We start from the raw sequence: 15,570 nt of genomic DNA, 5'->3' as shown, positions 1-15,570 counted from the left end.
CGGCACCTCCAGCAACGCTTGGAACCCTTACGCAGACCTGAGTGTCGTCTACACCTATATGGATGGTGGAAGTGTTACCTTGGGATTTCGTAATTCACGTAACGCGACCGATGTTGGTGCGTTTAGCCCGGGTTCAGGCATAACTCAAGATCAAGAGTCCTCCACTTTGTACGGAACCATCAGTCAGAAGATAACGCCTAAATTAACTGGTACATTGTCAGGCCAATATCAGAATTCAACCTTCTTTGGCGGGCCATTTAATGGTCAATCAGATACCTTTTATTTGCTCGGGTTGAATTTGGCCTATCAGTTCACTCACTATCTGTCAGCAGAAGTGGGGTATAACTACGATCAGCTCTCTTCAGATATTCCATCCCGAGGTTTCGATCGGAATAGGGTATATCTGGGCGTGACTGCCAGCTATTAACCGTTAACCAATATAGATAGATTGGGGGGCTGGGCTAAAGATCTAGCCCCCGTTTTTTTGACGTATGGATCCTTTAAAGACATCAGCGCCGCCGGAAGCCAAGCTCCACTTTCTTGATTACTGGCGCATTATTCGTATTCGCAAGACGGTGATCCTGGCGGTATTTCTGCTGGTCGTTATCACGGCAACGATTGTTACCTTTATTTTGCCGGAGCAATTCTCCAGTACAGCCCGCATCAAGGTTGAAGGTGATACCACCGATGTGCCTGGCATAACACAGACACCGAACTATTCCGGGCATTACGATCCCTATTTCATCCAGACAGAATTTGAGGTGATTCAATCTGAAGTCATTCTCGACCGGGTTATCGAAGGGCTGAACCTCAATGAAGCTTGGAAACAGTATAATAATGGTCAGAAGCTTAAAACTTCTCAGAGCCGCGCTCAGTTGAAGCGGATGATGGAACTGCATCCGGATCGCAATACCAGTTTGATCGAAATCAAGATATACAGTAACGACAAAAAGGAAGCAGCCGCGATCGCCAACGAAGTGGCCATCGTCTATCAAAAATATCGACTGGACCAGAAGCTGGATATTACGGGCGCAGGAATAAAAGTTTTCAAACAACAGGTACAGGAGCAGGATGATCTTATCGCCAAGCAGGAAGCTAAAGTGGATAAGCTTCGGAAGGATTTGAAGGTTACCGACCTCGGCGGCGAAAGTGCCACGGGTCCTCAGCAGACCTTGGAGCCGATGAACGTCATGCATTACAATACTTTAAGAATTGATGCAGAGACGCAATACATCAAGGAGGAAAAATTACTGAGTCAGTTGAAACAACTGAAGTCAGATGAGTTGAAACAGGCTATTCCCACTGCTGCACCAGATGCCATTCTGATCCAATTGCTGCAGGATCTTATCGGGGCCGAAACCAAGCTGGTCACGCTTCTCGCTGATTATGGCGACAAACATCCTGAGGTTCTGCGCACGCAGAAACTGGTGAATGAACTAAACGCGAAGATTGATGACCGGGTGAAGGGAATCATGGTTGGCATGGATGCACGCGTGGCTTCATTACTGGCAGTGGTTAAGAATTCGGAAGACAAGGTCAACGAAGCAAAGTCCAATGATCTTGTGCTTGCTGAATCCAGCCGGCCTTACTTCATCGAGAAGTCCCAGCTGGATCATCTGAAGAAATTTCGCGAGATTCTGGAATTCCGCGCCGCACAGGAGCAGGTAGACCGGGCTCTGCCAAAAACTACCATGGTGCAAATCGTTGATACGGCGGAAGAGATCGACAAGCCTGTTCGCCCGAACAAGGCGCTCAACATTGCACTGGGAATTATTATCGGTTTGGTGGTGGGTGTCGGGCTGGCGTTTTTCATCGAGTATTTGGATACCAGTGTGAAAACGATCGACGACGTGGAGCGCACGCTTCAAGCTCCCGTGCTTGGGGTCATTCCTCAGAATGTCGGGCTCCTGCTCGATGAGGGCGCTGAGAGTCCTCATGCCGAGGCTTACCGCGTGTTGCGCACCAACCTCATGTTCTCCCGAAAGGATGACAAGCTTAACACGATGGCTGTGGTCAGCGCAGGTGCGGGTGAAGGTAAATCCACCACGGTCTATAACATGGCGACTGTGTTCGCTCAGAGCGGTCACCGTGTGGTAATGGTTGATTCAGATCTTCGCCGTCCCACCTTGCACAAGCTCGTGAATGTTTCCAACACGATCGGTTTGACCAATTATCTGCTCAAGCAGAACACACTGGAGGAAGTGATTCAAACCACTCGTTTGCCTAATCTCGACTTCATGGCGAGTGGCAAGTTGCCGAGCAGTTCATTGGGCATTCTCAGCTCGGCGCAGATGAAAGATCTCATCACTGAATTGAAGCAACGCTATGATTACGTGTTCTTCGATTCGCCTCCAATCATGGGTGTCAGCGATGCTTCCATCCTGGCGAGCGAAGTGGATATGACTCTACAGGTGATCCAGTACCGCCGTTACCCGCAGCCGATGAATATTCGTGCAAAACAATTGATCGAAAAAGTCGGTGGCAATCTGATTGGTATTGTGTTGAACAACATCAACATGTCCCAGGACGAGAGCTACTACTATTACAGCGGTTACTACCACGATTATTACTCGAAGAATGAAGATGAATCCGAAACTGCGACTGACGCCGGTGAAGGCAAAGCTCGCACGGATATCAAGCCGAAATATTAAGCAAAGTGATGGTTTTAAAAGCTAGAAAGCAAATGATTAAAAATTCAGGGCGTTGTTTATTTGGGGCTGCAATTCTGGTGGCTGGCATGTTGTTGATTGGATGTAAGTCGAGTGATTACAAGTTCAATCCATTGACTGATAATGTTCACCCGGCAACGGCGACAAAATCAGCCAGCGCCGGGCAGGAAGTAATTGAAGATCCCAAGGCGGGTGTCTTGCATGTGGGGGACAAGGTTACGGTGTCCTTCTCGGACATTATCAATGCGGTTCAACCCATCACACAGCCGGTGAAGGATGATGGATCCATCACCTTGATGTATAACCAAAAGTTCCAGGCTGCCGGGCGGACTATTAGCGATATTGAAAAGGAAATTCACGATCGCTATGTGCCGGCATATTACGTAAACCTTACCGCAAATATTGCCATTGAGGAGCGTTTCTTTTCCGTGGGTGGTGAAGTCAAGAGCCCCAATCGTCAGGTTTACAGTGGCCGGATAACCGTAACTGGAGCCATCGATACCGCTGGCGGGTTTACCGATTTCGCATGGAAAAGCAGAATTCGCCTGACCCGCGCGAACGGGAAGCAAATCACTGTGAACTATAAGAAAGCCCTGGAGGATCCCAAAAAGAATCCGGAGGTCTTTCCCGGTGACCAAGTGTACGTCCCCAAAAGTATCTTTTAATGGTCCAGTTCAAAGTCCTTTCCGGCAGGATGGCGGGCAGCGAAAAGGTTGCCCGTCATTTTCCTTTTAATATCGGTCGGTCGGCGAGTGCGGACCTTCAGGTGGAGGAGGATGGGGTTTGGGATCAGCATCTGGAACTCAGTTTCGATCCATCGACTGGTTTTACACTGGCTGCCAGACCGAAAGCCCTTGCCTCTGTGAACGGCCAACCCTTCGAAAGCGTCCTGCTGCGCAATGGCGACCTGATTGAAATTGGAGCGATCAAAATTCGCTTTTGGTTGAGCAACACGCGTCAGAAGAGCCTGGGCTGGCGCGAATGGCTGACCTGGGCCGGAATCGCACTGATCACAGCCCTCCAGATCGCGCTCATTTATCTGTTGATAAATCAGTGACGAAAATGCCTGGTGCCGGTAAATGCCATGGCAAGATTTCGTTGGTCGGCGGCAGCAATCACCTCAGCATCCCGCACGGATCCTCCAGGTTGGATGGCAGCCGTGGCACCGGCTTCAGCAGCAGCAATCAAGCCGTCAGCAAATGGAAAGAAGGCATCGCTGCAGATGATGCTTCCTTTCAGCGATAACCCGGCTTCACCAGCTTTCCAGACCGCGATGCGACTGGAATCGACGCGGCTCATTTGGCCGGCACCAATGCCCAGCGTGCGATCGGCAGCAACGTACACGATGGCGTTGGACTTTACATGCTTGACCACGCGCCAGCCAAACAGCATTGCCTGAAGTTCTGCTTCGGTAGGTTGACGCTTCGTGACTACTTTCAAATCGGCAGCGGTGGTTATTTTCAGATCACGTTCCTGAAGCAGGAACGAGTCTGCTCCCACGCTACGAATGTCCCAGGGTTTTGCAGAAAGCACATTTTTAAGCACTTTCAATAAACGCAGGTTTTTCTTTTTCTGTAACAGAGCCAAGGCGTCCGGATGAAAGTCAGGTGCGATAATTACCTCGCTGAAAATCTCCACAATTGCTTCGGCACAGAGAAGATCAAGTGGTTGGTTGACGGCGATAATTCCACCGAACGGGGCCTGTTTATCTGTCGCATAAGCCTTCTCCCAAGCTTCCCGCAAATTTGCTCCCTGTCCCATACCACAAGGATTGGTATGCTTGAGGATGGCCAGGGTGGGTTTGTCTCCGTTAAACTCAGTAATCAGACTGGCAGCAGCGGTTAAATCGAGAATGTTGTTATAGGACAATTCCTTGCCATGCAATTGCTGGAAATACTTGTTAAAATCCCCATAAAGCGCTGCGGTTTGGTGAGGGTTTTCGCCATAGCGCAACGGTTGAGCCAACGGTGACTGGATATTGAGTGAAGCTGGCAGGGCAGGGCGGTTCGAAGTTTCAAAAGCCTTCGCCAGGTGAGCCGCAATAGCCCCGTCATAGGCTGCGGTGCGGGCAAACACCTTGGCTGCAAGTTTTCGGCGCAGTTCTAATGTGGTGTTTCCCGCTTCGGTAATTTGGCTGGCTACCACTTCATAATCCGCAGGATCCACGATGACTGTCACGCTTTCGTGGTTTTTGGCCGCGCTACGGAGCATTGATGGCCCGCCGATATCAATGTTCTCGATGGCTTCATGGAGAGAGACGTCCGGTTTAGCCACCGTTTGCTCGAAAGGATAAAGATTGACCACCACCAAATCGATCGGCGGGATTTGGTGTGTCTGGGCGGCAGCTTCGTGCGTGGCATTGCCGCGGATGTAAAGTAATCCGCCATGAATTTTAGGGTGCAGTGTTTTGACACGCCCATCCATCATTTCAGGAAAACCGGTGTAGGTGCTCAAATCGGTTACCTGAAGCCCGGAATCGCGTAAGGATTTGGCTGTGCCGCCAGTTGAAATAAGTTGAACACCAGCCTGCGCCAGGGCTTGAGCCAGGGGAAGCAGTCCGGTTTTATCTGAAACTGAAAGCAGCGCACGTTGAATTTTTGCCATAGAGTGGTTAAAATCTTCCAAATCAAGGGGTGGAGTCAACCGACAAATCCACTGGCGAATTCGAGCTTGCCAATATACCTTTGGATTTGTCAGATTATCCGCCCGCTTGGGATGCGCGGTTAGCTCAGTGGTAGAGCATTACCTTGACACGGTAGGGGTCAGAGGTTCGAAACCTCTACCGCGCACCATTTTAAGTCCTCCCGGGTTTTTAGTTCCGACCAGGAATTCCATCGAGGCGACCTCGAGGAAAACTCTTGCCGGCACATCTCGATTTCACTCACATCGGTTTCCCCGACCTAAAATCCAAAGAACACCACCATTGAAAATAGTTGGAATAACTGTCCAGTCTGATTTGAGAGCCGGTTGACGCGGTGCCTGATCTCTTTTTCAACCAGCAAAAATTTCGGGAGGAATATAAATCCAGGTGGGACTTCACGGGGAAGGCCTGTGCACTTGGCGACGTCTACTCTGTAACCAACCCAAGTTGGCCGCCGTCCAAAAGTAATCAATTCAATTGCAGTAGGTTGATGTGCGGGGGCATAATGCGGCTAATCTTTTTATCTCCCAGTGAACTTTGAAAATTATAAAAAATAAAATGCTGTTATACGATGACTTCCCAGGATCTTTTACTTCGGATTTTAAATAAACTTTTCCTCGGCCTTGCAGCCGCAGGAATATTTTTTGGGGTAATGGGCAGAAGCCGAGCAGCAGAGAGGCCAAATATCGTCCTGATTTTGGCTGATGATTTGGGGTATGGAGATGTCAGTTGCTATGGGGCCACGAAAGTTCAAACCCCGAACATCGACAAAGTGGCCGAGAGCGGGCTCCGTTTCCTGGACGCCCATTCGTCATCGGCGACCTGTACGCCTTCGCGCTATGCCTTGCTGACGGGAGAATACCCATGGCGCAAAAAGGGAACCGGCATATTACCTGGGGACGCGAATTTAATCATCAAGCCGGGTTCGACCACACTGCCCGAAATGCTTCGCAAAGGTGGTTATAAAACCGGCGCAGTGGGCAAGTGGCACCTGGGTTTGGGCGATGGCGAAATCGACTGGAACACGGAAATCAAGCCGGGCCCATTGGAGATAGGTTTTGACTACTCTTTTATTATGCCGGCAACGGCCGACCGGGTGCCTTGCGTATTTGTGGAAAATCATCGCGTCGTGGATCTGGATGCCAAAGACCCGATTCAAGTCAGTTTCAAGGAAAAGGTTGGATCGGATCCCACAGGCCAGGAACACCCTGAACTGTTGAAGATGCGACCGAGTCATGGGCATGACATGACCATTGTGAATGGTATCAGCCGCATTGGTTATATGAGTGGTGGCAAATCGGCGCGCTGGGTCGACGAGGAACTGGCGCAAACCCTGACGAAGCAGGCCGTGGGTTTTATTGAAAAAAATAAAGATGGCCCTTTCTTTTTGTACTTCGCCACGCATGACATTCACGTTCCCCGCGTTCCAAATGCCAGGTTTGCCGGGAAGAGTGGAATGGGACCTCGCGGCGACGTGATTTTGCAGTTTGACTGGACAGTTGGTGAAATTGTCAAAACGCTCAGGCAGCTAAAGCTCGAGGATAACACCATATTGATTGTCACAAGCGACAATGGTCCCGTGGTGGATGATGGCTATCAGGATCAAGCCCGTGAAAAACTGAACGGACATCGTCCGGCGGGGCCATTACGCGGCGGAAAGTATAGCGCGTTTGAAGGTGGCACACGAGTGCCGTTCATATTGAGCTGGCCTGGCCACGTAAAATCTGGCGTCTCCGATGCCTTAATTTGCCAGATTGATTTCCTCGCGTCGTTTGCACAATTGACCGGCTGTCGTTTAAATCAAGCAGATGGCCCGGATAGCTTGAATATTTTGCCAGCTTTCGTGGGAGATTCAAAGATGGGCCGCGACTACGTGGTTGAGCATGCATTCGTACTGGCCTTGCGGAAGGGTAATCAAAAGTTTATTGAGCCTGGCAAAGGACCTAAATTCTCCAAGCCCACTGCAACGGAAACAGGAATTGATCCGGATGGATTATTTTATGATTTAACAGACGACATCGGTGAAACAAACAATTTGTCGATTCAGGTATCTGAAAAGGCAAAACAGTACCAGGCAGAACTTGAAAAATTGCGGAAGGAGGGGAGAAGCCGCCCATGAGAATGAAAATAATGAAAACAGCCGTAGAGCGCATTGTTTTCGGAGGTAATTTGGTTTGGGCGTTACTCCTGACCAGCCTTTGTGCCACGCGGGTTCATGCAGCGGACAGGCCAAATTTTGTCTTTATTCTCGCCGATGATCTGGGCTGGAAGGATGTCGGCTTCAATGGGAGTACTTTTTACGAAACCCCCAATCTGGACCGGCTTGCACGGGAAGGGATGCGGTTCACGGATGCCTATGCCGCTTGTTCAGTTTGTTCTCCGACACGAGCCAGCATCATGACTGGCAAATACCCTGCAAGATTGCATCTGACAGACTGGCTGCCGGGCCGGCCGGACAAGCCCGATCAAATCTTGAAGCATCCTAAAATTATAACAGAGCTGCCAGCCGCTGAAATCACTTTGGCGAAAGCGTTGCAGGAAGGGGGATATAAAACGGCATTCATCGGAAAGTGGCATCTCGGCGGGCTGGGACATTGGCCGGAACAAGCTGGTTTCGATATTAATATTGGCGGATGCGGGATGGGGCATCCCAGTTCTTATTTCAGCCCTTATAAAAATCCAACACTCAAAGATGGACCCGTTGGCGAATACCTTGCCGATCGATTGACAGACGAAGCGGTGAAATTTATTGAGAACACGAAGGGCACACCTTTTTTGCTCTATTTGTCACATTATTCGGTGCATACTCCGCTACAGGCAAAGAAAGGGTTGATTGAAAAATACCAGAAGAAGGTGATGCAATTGCCGCCAACGAAAGGGCCTGAGTTCGTTACTGAAGGAAATACCAACGCGCGGCAAGTGCAGAACCAGCCGATTTATGCCGCGATGATGCAAAGCCTGGATGAAAGTGTGGGGCGAGTTTTGGATAAATTGAAAGAGCTGGGTTTGGATAAGAACACGGTGATTATATTCACTTCTGACAATGGAGGCCTTTCGACTGCAGAAGGAGCTCCCACGTCAAATATGCCGTTGCGCGCGGGGAAAGGCTGGCCATATGAAGGCGGCGTTCGCGAACCTTTGGTGGTAAAATGGCCGGGTGTCACAAAAGCAGCCAGTGTTAGCGATCACCAGGTAATGAGCACGGATTATTATCCAACGTTGCTGGAAATAGCGGGGTTGCCTGCCCGTCCCGAACAACATCTGGACGGGATAAGTTTCACTCCCGCGTTGAGAGGAAAGGAAATGGGTGAGCGCCCGCTGTTCTGGCATTATCCACACTACAGCAATCAGGGCGGGGCTCCGAGCAGTTCCATTAGGAAAGGTGACTGGAAGCTGATTGAGTGGTATGAGGAGAATCGAATAGAGCTTTTTAACCTCCGCCTGGATGTGGGAGAGAAAAACGACCTGGCATCAACTTCTGCATTGAAACGTGAGGAGCTTAAAAGCGAGTTGCAAGCCTGGCGCGCGAGCGTAAAAGCTGATATGCCATTGCCAAATCCAAACTTTGACCCCAAAGCGGATGGGCCATTCAAACGCAAAATCCTCACGGGTAAATAGGTGAATTCTTAACCACAAAGTTTGACATATTCTTTACTGCTCGAGGTTTCTCAAATTTCTTTTTGCAGTCTCTTGCGTAAGCTTGAATACCCAGGAACATGGTTATGTGACCTATTGTCTGATGATCTGAGTTCCGCAAGAATTATGCGAATTTGGAAGGTTTTGAATGATCGGTTTGAACCCATTGTGGTGCATTAATTTAAAAGCCATTCTCCGTAATTTTACGGCCTAAATCTCCGTAATGAAGCCGATTTGCTTTTGAGGCCTGCTCTGTTACATTCCTACCACGAATTCACCATGATTTTGTGAACAGTTCCTCTTACGAGGTGTCCATTATCAGGTATTTGTTCACTCGGTGGCAAACACTGTAACTAACGTAATATGAAGATAAAAATTTCTCGTTCCTCCGGTTTTACGCTGGTGGAGATCATGATTGTGGTGGCCATTATCGGGCTGCTGGCCACCATTGCCATTCCCAACTTTGTGCGCGCCCGCCTGAAGGCGCAACAAACCAGCTGCATCAGCAATCTCAAGCAGATTGATGGCGCCAAGCAACAGTGGGCCTTGGAGAACAAGGCGGCCGGCAACGCCACGCCGAACCTGGCCAATGTGCAGGCCTACCTGGGACGCGGCACCGCCAGCACGGCCCCGGTTTGCCCTTCGGACTCGGGCAACAGCTTTGCCACCAGCTACGAGCTTAACGACCTGCAGACCCCGCCGGCCTGCAAGATCCTGCCCGGCAGCCCGGGCGACGGCACCGGTCACAATATCCAATAGGCTTTTCCTTTCAGCGGTTTGGGTTCAAAGGCTTGGGAGTAAATTCCCAAGCCTTTGTTTTTAAGCGTGAGATAAGAGATACGAGATAAGAGGCATTAACGGTTAAGAACCCGCAGCTTGGACTTGCCGAGTGGATAAGGAGTTGGCATCTTTGCGGCAGGATGCGCGAGTGGTGAAATGGCAGACACGCCAGACTTAGGATCTGGTCCCGTAAGGGGTGGAGGTTCAAGTCCTCTCTCGCGCACCATTAATTTCTGCCCAAAGAATTCAACATTAACCTGCCAGGTCCATCCTTCCAAGGCGGGAGAATGACCTGATATACCGAATGCCAAAATTAATTTCCGGAATGGGGGAAAAGAACCGGAATGAAAGGAGGCAATAAGCCTGATGAAAGTGGAGACTGAAAAAGCCAGGGCCTTGGGGAGGAGAAAATTCATTAGTCCTTGAGAGCAGGGTGCTTTTGGCTTGAGGCGGCGTTGTCGGCCTGGTCGCTATCTACGGATAGCGCCTGCGGCCTCCGCCTTGCCTCAAACCAAAATCCCTCCTGCCATTCGGAAATTTCTTTCGGCATTCGGTATAGAAACAATCGCCTTCCAAAACGTCCGAATCTGTTTTGCGGGCGATGTTGCCTGTGAGCAGGAGATATGGGGTTGAGTAATCAACCAGTGCATCAAAACACCGAAGCTAAGGAAGCAGCATTCAGACAGGCGGCAGATGCAATGAAAGCTAGTCCTTAGCCCAGAAGTCCAGGACGAAGGCATCGCCAATCAACGGAAGTGCAAACTCGACGAATTTTTTGTGCTCAGGATGAACGAGGTAGGCGTCGCGATCCTTTTCGCTGCCAAAGGTGACCAGAAAGCAATGAGTAAAACCTTTGTCCAATTTTTCGGGACTGACATTGGTGCCCCATTCGATTGATTGGACGTGAGGAATCTTTTTCTTCAAGTCGCGAAAAGCATCCTCCACTTGTTTGATCTGTTCCTTCGTGGTTGTGTCCTTGAACTTGAAAGAAACCACGTGGCGCAGTTTTTCCTTTTGTGGCGCAGCGTCGGCGGCGAACGCGGTCAAGGCAAGTCCGAGGAAGGCAACAGAGCAGAGAGTAAAAATATTCATAGTTGGAAACAAGGGCGGACCGAAAATATTCCCTCCGGGGACTCGGCGCAAGCTCGATGATGGCGACCCCGGGTTGGAAATGGATGCGAGATCGAGAACTGAAGAGTGCTTCGGCAATGTCATTTTGAAGAGACATGCAAAAAAACTGTGCACTCATTAATTATCAGTAATGCAAATTTTGAGGTTGAGAGCAGTGTCCCAGTTTTGGGCAAGCAGGGTATTCAGCATTGTGAAGCGCGGAATCCTGTCGTAGGTCTCTACGAGAGTGGACAAATGCTGGACAGCTTGTGCAAGATTTTCAGCGAGCCCGCGGGTGGTTGCATTTTTTTCGAATTCCGGGATGTCAAAGAACAAGCAGGCACGTTTGTTGCTTTAGAGCTGTTCCATGACCGAAAAACTTGGAATGCGAACAGCCCTTTGGGGATGCATGACAGGTTTTTTTCTTGTTTCGGGGACGGGCATTGGAGCTGCCGACGCACCGGTTACAAGCGATCAGATTTTGCAGTTACAAAGGCAAAATGAGGCTTTACAGGAGCAGTTACGCAAGCAGCAGCAATTGATTGATTCCCTCACTCACAAGGTGGCGGAGATTCAGGAGGTTAATGCGACCCACGATCGTCAAATCACTGATTTAAAAGAAAAAGAGGGAAGTGATACGCCTGCACAATCCGGCGGGTCCATTCACTTTGGCAAAGTGCAAATAGGGGGCGAAGGCGGGGTGGCCTTTTTTCATTCGGAAAGCCATGGATCCACTCCCAATGCCGAGTTTCGTATCGATGAAGCAAAACTGTTTGTAGACGCTCCCATTTGGAACAACGTTTATTTCTTTGGTGAGCTGAATCTTGCCGCCCGCGATGAGAACGATCTGGATGTGCGCGTGGGAGAACTTTATCTCGATTGGGAGAATTTGTCCCAAATCTGGGGGCAGGACCGTCAGGTCAATTTGAGACTGGGGCGGTTCTACATTCCCTTTGGCGAGGAATACCTTTATCGATACGCCATTGATAATCCCCTCATTTCACATTCCTTGAGTGACATTTGGGGGGTGGATGAAGGGGTGGAACTTTACGGGAGCTTGGGGAAGTTCAGCTATGTGGCCGCGGTACAGAACGGAGGAATCGCAACTACCCGTGACTTCAATGCGGACAAAGCCGTGGTTGGACGCTTTGGATACGATCCCGCCAGGTGGCTGCACGTGAGCGTGAGCGGCATGCGGACCGGTGATCTGGACGCCAACAAGGATTCGCTCTCAGAAATGTGGTTTGGCAATGGGTGGATTCGGTCGATTGGCTCAACCCAAACGACGCGCTTCCATGCAAATCTGGCGGAGGGAGATGTGGTGATGACCTTTTCAGGACTTCAACTCAGAGGGGCCGGAGGCTACCTCAACTATGCAGACAATGATCCTGCCGGCCGAAATCATCGTGATGTTTACTACTACTATGTTGAGGGTGTTAAGGACATCACTCGCAAATTCTACGGTGCGGCTCGCTTCAGCCAGATGTTTGCAACCGGCGGATTTCCAATTGTGGGCAATGGCGACGTGGGCACCTTCATGTTCGGGCGCCTGACGACGGATTACTGGCGTTTGAGCCTGGGGTTGGGTTATCACTTTAGTCCAAACCTTTTAGCGAAAGGAGAATATTCCTTTAATCAAGGCAAGGAATTGGACGGGGAGAAACGAACTCATGAAAACGTTTTCGCATTGGAGGCCGCATTCAGATTCTAACCATGAAACGTTTTATCCTTTTTCTTTTAATTGGCGAATTTGTGGCCGGGACTTTGAAGGCAGGCACAATCGTCGGCACCGTGCACGCTGAAGGGAGAGCGGAAGCCGGGCAAAGCATGCAAGGGGGCAAATACGACAGCCACGCTTTGAAACATGCTGAAAAAGTTGATTACGCGGGAATGAGAGATTTCGTGATCTACATTGAAGGGCTGGTAGGCACCAATCAAGCTGCCCCTTCCAAGCCGGTGCAAGTGGTTACTCAAAAGAGGGTGTCACAGAAGGGGGCCACCTTTGCGCCGCATGTTCTTCCAATCGTGAAGAATACCACCGTGGAATGGCCCAACAATGATGATATTCTGCATAATGTCTTCTCCTATTCCGAGGCGAAGCCGTTTGATCTTGATCTGTATGGCAAGGGAGAGAGCAAGCACGTGTTGTTCGACACGGTTGGTCAGGTGGATGTGTTCTGCTCCATCCATTCCAGCATGAGTTGTGTGGTGCTGGTGTTGGAAAATCCCTACTTCGCAACCAGTGAAAAAGGGACGTATAGAATCACCGATGTCCCTGCTGGAACCTATAAGCTGGTTGCCTGGCATGAACGCATGCCCAAGGAATATAAGACGATCACTGTCCCCGAAAATGGAGAGGTGAAGCTGGACTTCACCCTAGGAATTAAAAATTTACCCAAGTATTAGCAGTCATGAGCATACCGTCGCTAAAGGCGCAAATCAGTTTTCAGGCAAAAGTTTTGGTGCCGGTGGTTACCGTGATGGTGCTGCTGATTGCCATCACCACGTGGATTGTCAACCACCACATCACAACACAACTGCACACGCAAACAGCCATGCAGTTGGACACGGCCGGCAAAGTCTTTACCAATACCCAGGTCATTCTGGCTACGAACCTGTTGTCTCGTTATCGCAACGTAGTCAAAGAACCACGGGTAAAGGCGGTGGTTGCCAGAATCAGTTCCCAGGACTCTGCGGCGCTCAAGACCTTGAATGTTTTATTGGATGATCTGATCCGGGAGGATGGGGACGCGAAGATAGCCATTTGTACTACTCAGGACGGCAAAAGATATGGCGGGGCGAGCGTCTATCCCAAACTGGGCCTGTCTGAATTCGAAGCTGCAAGCAGAGCGGTCATACAACGGGCGTTGGACGGCGGGGCGGCTGTGGAGACGATCCGTGTCGGGGGAACTTTCTTTGATGTGGTATCGATTCCAGCCAAAGGGGCAGGTGATGCTGTGGGCGCGATTACCTTTGGCATTGAAATTGGGAATACTCTGGCCCTTCAAGTCGAGCAATTAACCGGCAGCAAGATCGTCTTTCTGGCGGAGGATCAGATCGTCGCCTCCAGCCTCACAAAATCGGAGTTGAGTCCATCCATGGTTGCAAAATTTAAACAATTGTCCAACGACACAGATGAGGCCGGATCATCGGCCAAGGAAATTGCCATAAATAATGAGCATTACCTGTGCAGAGTCGGACATTTCGGTTCAATTAATGGAGGAGGGAAGCTTGGATACATTCTGCTTTCTTCCTACGAGCAATCTTTGGCAACGCTTCAGTCGACGCAAAGCCTGCTGATGTTTGTCAGTCTGGTCGGCATTTTGGTGGGAATCCTTGCGGTTTGGCTCTGCATTCGGACCGTTACGAAACCCCTTCGTCAGTTGCGTGCGAGTGCTGAAGCGGTGGGCCGTGGAGATTTTTCAAAACACGTGGAAGTCACTTCCAAGGATGAATATGGCGAACTGGCTGCGGTATTCAATCAAATGATTGAGAACGTGAAGACATCACGCGAACAATTGGAAAAAACCGTGGAAACCCTTAAAGCCACTCAGAACCAGTTGATCCAAAGTGAGAAGCTTTCAGGCATCGGCGAATTTGTGGCGGGTGTGGCGCACGAGCTGAATAACCCGCTTACGTCGGTGATGGGTTTTGCCGAGATTCTTCAACAATCCGAGTTGCCGGAGCAGCATCGACGCTTTCTCGACATGATTTTCAAGAGCGCCAAGCGCTGTCAAAAGATTGTGGCCGGTTTGTTAAGCTTTGCCCGTAAACATCTGCCGGAGCGGAAGGTGTTGAGCGTTAATACGGTTTTGGAATCGGCCATTGAGATTGTGCAGTATCAACTGCGCACCAGCAATATTGAGGTGATCACCGCATTGGACCCGAACCTCCCGCCAACCCTCGTAGATCAACATCAGATGCAACAAGTATTTTTAAATATAATAAATAATGCGCGCCAGGCGATGGAGGTGCGTCAGACCAGGGGCCGGATTTGCATCACCAGCCAGGTGGTGGATGATCGTGTGCGAGTTATCTTTCAAGACAATGGTCCGGGCATTTCCGCTGACAATTTGAAGAAGCTGTTTGTTCCGTTTTTTACGACCAAGGAGGTTGGCAAGGGAACAGGGCTGGGCTTAAGCATCTGCTATGGCATTGTGACGGAGCATGGAGGCACCATCACGCCGCAGAGCAAACACGGTGAAGGCGCAAGCTTTACCATTGATTTGCCCATTACGCGGGATTTCGCGGCCAAGCCCGAAGCAGTGGCGGTTCTGCCACAGACGCAGCCAACCAAGGAAGGTTTAGGCAAGCGGGTGCTGGTTGTTGATGACGAGGATTCAATTTTGCAAATGATTAAAGAGGCATTGACACTCAATGGTTACCAGGTGGATGTGGCACGTGATGGCGAAACGGCTTTGTCTTGCATGGCCAACTGCCGCTACGACCTGGCGTTATGCGACTGGAAAATGCCCGGGTTGAACGGCCAGGAGGTTTACGAAAAGTTGCGCGAAAAGAATCCAGAGATGTCTCGCAGATTGATTTTTATCACCGGTGATGTGGTAAACGAGAAAGCCCAGGAATACCTGAAATCCCGGGATAAAATATGTCTTTCCAAGCCGTTTACCCTGGCGGAATTCCGCGCGGCCATCACCAGGGTCTTGACGGCTGCATAATTCATTGTTCAGGCGCACAGGTCGGTAACCTGGGACAATAATGTTGGCGGATTCCATT

The 15,570-nt window shown here is 50.2% G+C and carries 13 protein-coding genes and 2 tRNA genes; 12 read left to right on the top strand and 3 right to left on the bottom strand.

The features are described from left to right. The 4 genes from CFLAV_RS17910 to CFLAV_RS17895 form a co-directional block, all read left to right on the top strand. A partial coding sequence (locus tag CFLAV_RS17910) for an outer membrane beta-barrel protein (protein WP_007416199.1) occupies window positions 1-427 on the top strand: 427 nt, incomplete at its 5' end. Between the two features lie 64 nt (window positions 428-491). Then, the gene (locus CFLAV_RS17905; RefSeq protein WP_007416198.1) at window positions 492-2,651 is read left to right on the top strand and encodes a GumC family protein; all 2,160 of its coding nucleotides are present in this window, start codon (window positions 492-494) and stop codon (window positions 2,649-2,651) included. A gap of 32 nt (window positions 2,652-2,683) precedes the next feature. Next, window positions 2,684-3,334, top strand: coding sequence for a polysaccharide biosynthesis/export family protein (locus CFLAV_RS32605; protein ID WP_050785838.1), 651 nt, complete (start codon window positions 2,684-2,686; stop codon window positions 3,332-3,334). Beyond that, on the top strand, window positions 3,334-3,726 hold the full coding sequence (locus CFLAV_RS17895; protein WP_007416196.1) for an FHA domain-containing protein: 393 nt from the start codon (window positions 3,334-3,336) through the stop codon (window positions 3,724-3,726). The genes CFLAV_RS32605 and CFLAV_RS17895 overlap by 1 nt, the downstream gene beginning before the upstream one ends. Here the strand turns inward: CFLAV_RS17895 and purH are convergent. Further along, window positions 3,720-5,273: a bifunctional phosphoribosylaminoimidazolecarboxamide formyltransferase/IMP cyclohydrolase gene (gene purH / locus CFLAV_RS17890; protein ID WP_007416195.1), complete on the bottom strand. Its 1,554-nt coding sequence runs from the start codon at window positions 5,271-5,273 to the stop codon at window positions 3,720-3,722. The two genes, CFLAV_RS17895 and purH, sit on opposite strands and share 7 nt — an antisense overlap. A gap of 113 nt (window positions 5,274-5,386) precedes the next feature. Between purH and CFLAV_RS17885 the strand changes: the two genes are divergently transcribed. The 5 genes from CFLAV_RS17885 to CFLAV_RS17865 all read left to right on the top strand — a co-directional run bounded on the left by CFLAV_RS17885 (window position 5,387) and on the right by CFLAV_RS17865 (window position 9,952). Next, window positions 5,387-5,461, top strand: a tRNA-Val gene (locus CFLAV_RS17885). A 501-nt stretch (window positions 5,462-5,962) separates the two neighbouring features. Further along, window positions 5,963-7,429 carry a sulfatase family protein gene (locus CFLAV_RS17880; protein ID WP_237712416.1) on the top strand — a complete coding sequence of 489 codons (1,467 nt, stop codon included), beginning with the start codon at window positions 5,963-5,965 and terminating at the stop codon, window positions 7,427-7,429. A gap of 11 nt (window positions 7,430-7,440) precedes the next feature. Beyond that, window positions 7,441-8,928, top strand: coding sequence for a sulfatase (locus CFLAV_RS17875; RefSeq protein ID WP_150107476.1), 1,488 nt, complete (start codon window positions 7,441-7,443; stop codon window positions 8,926-8,928). A 381-nt stretch (window positions 8,929-9,309) separates the two neighbouring features. Next, on the top strand, window positions 9,310-9,705 hold the full coding sequence (locus CFLAV_RS32600; protein WP_007416192.1) for a type IV pilin protein: 396 nt from the start codon (window positions 9,310-9,312) through the stop codon (window positions 9,703-9,705). Between the two features lie 163 nt (window positions 9,706-9,868). Continuing rightward, window positions 9,869-9,952: transfer RNA gene (locus CFLAV_RS17865), tRNA-Leu, on the top strand. 189 nt (window positions 9,953-10,141) lie between these two features. On the opposite strand, the gene CFLAV_RS36970 is transcribed toward CFLAV_RS17865, so the two are convergent. Next, on the bottom strand, window positions 10,142-10,276 hold the full coding sequence (locus CFLAV_RS36970; RefSeq protein ID WP_272941486.1) for a hypothetical protein: 135 nt from the start codon (window positions 10,274-10,276) through the stop codon (window positions 10,142-10,144). Between the two features lie 155 nt (window positions 10,277-10,431). Next, window positions 10,432-10,818 (bottom strand): Dabb family protein, encoded by a 387-nt coding sequence (locus CFLAV_RS17860; RefSeq protein ID WP_007416191.1) that lies wholly within the window; start codon window positions 10,816-10,818, stop codon window positions 10,432-10,434. Window positions 10,819-11,203: 385 nt separating this feature from the next. Here CFLAV_RS17860 and CFLAV_RS17850 point away from each other — a divergent pair, with 385 nt between their 5' ends. From CFLAV_RS17850 to CFLAV_RS32590, 3 genes are read left to right on the top strand one after another with little or no spacing between them, the layout of a single operon-like run. Then, window positions 11,204-12,547 (top strand): hypothetical protein, encoded by a 1,344-nt coding sequence (locus tag CFLAV_RS17850; protein WP_007416190.1) that lies wholly within the window; start codon window positions 11,204-11,206, stop codon window positions 12,545-12,547. A gap of 2 nt (window positions 12,548-12,549) precedes the next feature. Beyond that, entirely contained in the window at window positions 12,550-13,242 is a 693-nt protein-coding gene (locus tag CFLAV_RS32595; RefSeq protein WP_007416189.1) for a carboxypeptidase regulatory-like domain-containing protein, read from the top strand. A gap of 5 nt (window positions 13,243-13,247) precedes the next feature. Next, on the top strand, window positions 13,248-15,512 hold the full coding sequence (locus CFLAV_RS32590; RefSeq protein ID WP_007416188.1) for an ATP-binding protein: 2,265 nt from the start codon (window positions 13,248-13,250) through the stop codon (window positions 15,510-15,512). The last annotated feature ends 58 nt before the right edge of the window (window positions 15,513-15,570 follow it).

The organism is Pedosphaera parvula Ellin514 (assembly GCF_000172555.1).
Lineage (GTDB): Bacteria > Verrucomicrobiota > Verrucomicrobiia > Limisphaerales > Pedosphaeraceae > Pedosphaera.
The sequence above is the reverse complement of the archived record's forward strand: the minus strand, read 5'-3'. Positions and strand labels throughout refer to the sequence as shown.

Bases quoted from the DNA above. Each gene is read 5' to 3' on its own strand.
- CFLAV_RS17860 (WP_007416191.1), bottom strand. From the start codon at position 10,818: ATGAATATTTTTACTCTCTGCTCTGTTGCCTTCCTCGGACTTGCCTTG.
- CFLAV_RS32600 (WP_007416192.1), top strand. From the start codon at position 9,310: ATGAAGATAAAAATTTCTCGTTCCTCCGGTTTTACGCTGGTGGAGATC.
- CFLAV_RS17875 (WP_150107476.1), top strand. From the start codon at position 7,441: ATGAAAACAGCCGTAGAGCGCATTGTTTTCGGAGGTAATTTGGTTTGG.
- CFLAV_RS32590 (WP_007416188.1), top strand. From the start codon at position 13,248: ATGAGCATACCGTCGCTAAAGGCGCAAATCAGTTTTCAGGCAAAAGTT.
- CFLAV_RS17895 (WP_007416196.1), top strand. From the start codon at position 3,334: ATGGTCCAGTTCAAAGTCCTTTCCGGCAGGATGGCGGGCAGCGAAAAG.
- purH (WP_007416195.1), bottom strand. From the start codon at position 5,273: ATGGCAAAAATTCAACGTGCGCTGCTTTCAGTTTCAGATAAAACCGGA.
- CFLAV_RS17905 (WP_007416198.1), top strand. From the start codon at position 492: ATGGATCCTTTAAAGACATCAGCGCCGCCGGAAGCCAAGCTCCACTTT.
- CFLAV_RS32595 (WP_007416189.1), top strand. From the start codon at position 12,550: ATGAAACGTTTTATCCTTTTTCTTTTAATTGGCGAATTTGTGGCCGGG.
- CFLAV_RS17850 (WP_007416190.1), top strand. From the start codon at position 11,204: ATGACCGAAAAACTTGGAATGCGAACAGCCCTTTGGGGATGCATGACA.
- CFLAV_RS32605 (WP_050785838.1), top strand. From the start codon at position 2,684: ATGATTAAAAATTCAGGGCGTTGTTTATTTGGGGCTGCAATTCTGGTG.
- CFLAV_RS17880 (WP_237712416.1), top strand. From the start codon at position 5,963: ATGGGCAGAAGCCGAGCAGCAGAGAGGCCAAATATCGTCCTGATTTTG.
- CFLAV_RS36970 (WP_272941486.1), bottom strand. From the start codon at position 10,276: ATGCCGAAAGAAATTTCCGAATGGCAGGAGGGATTTTGGTTTGAGGCA.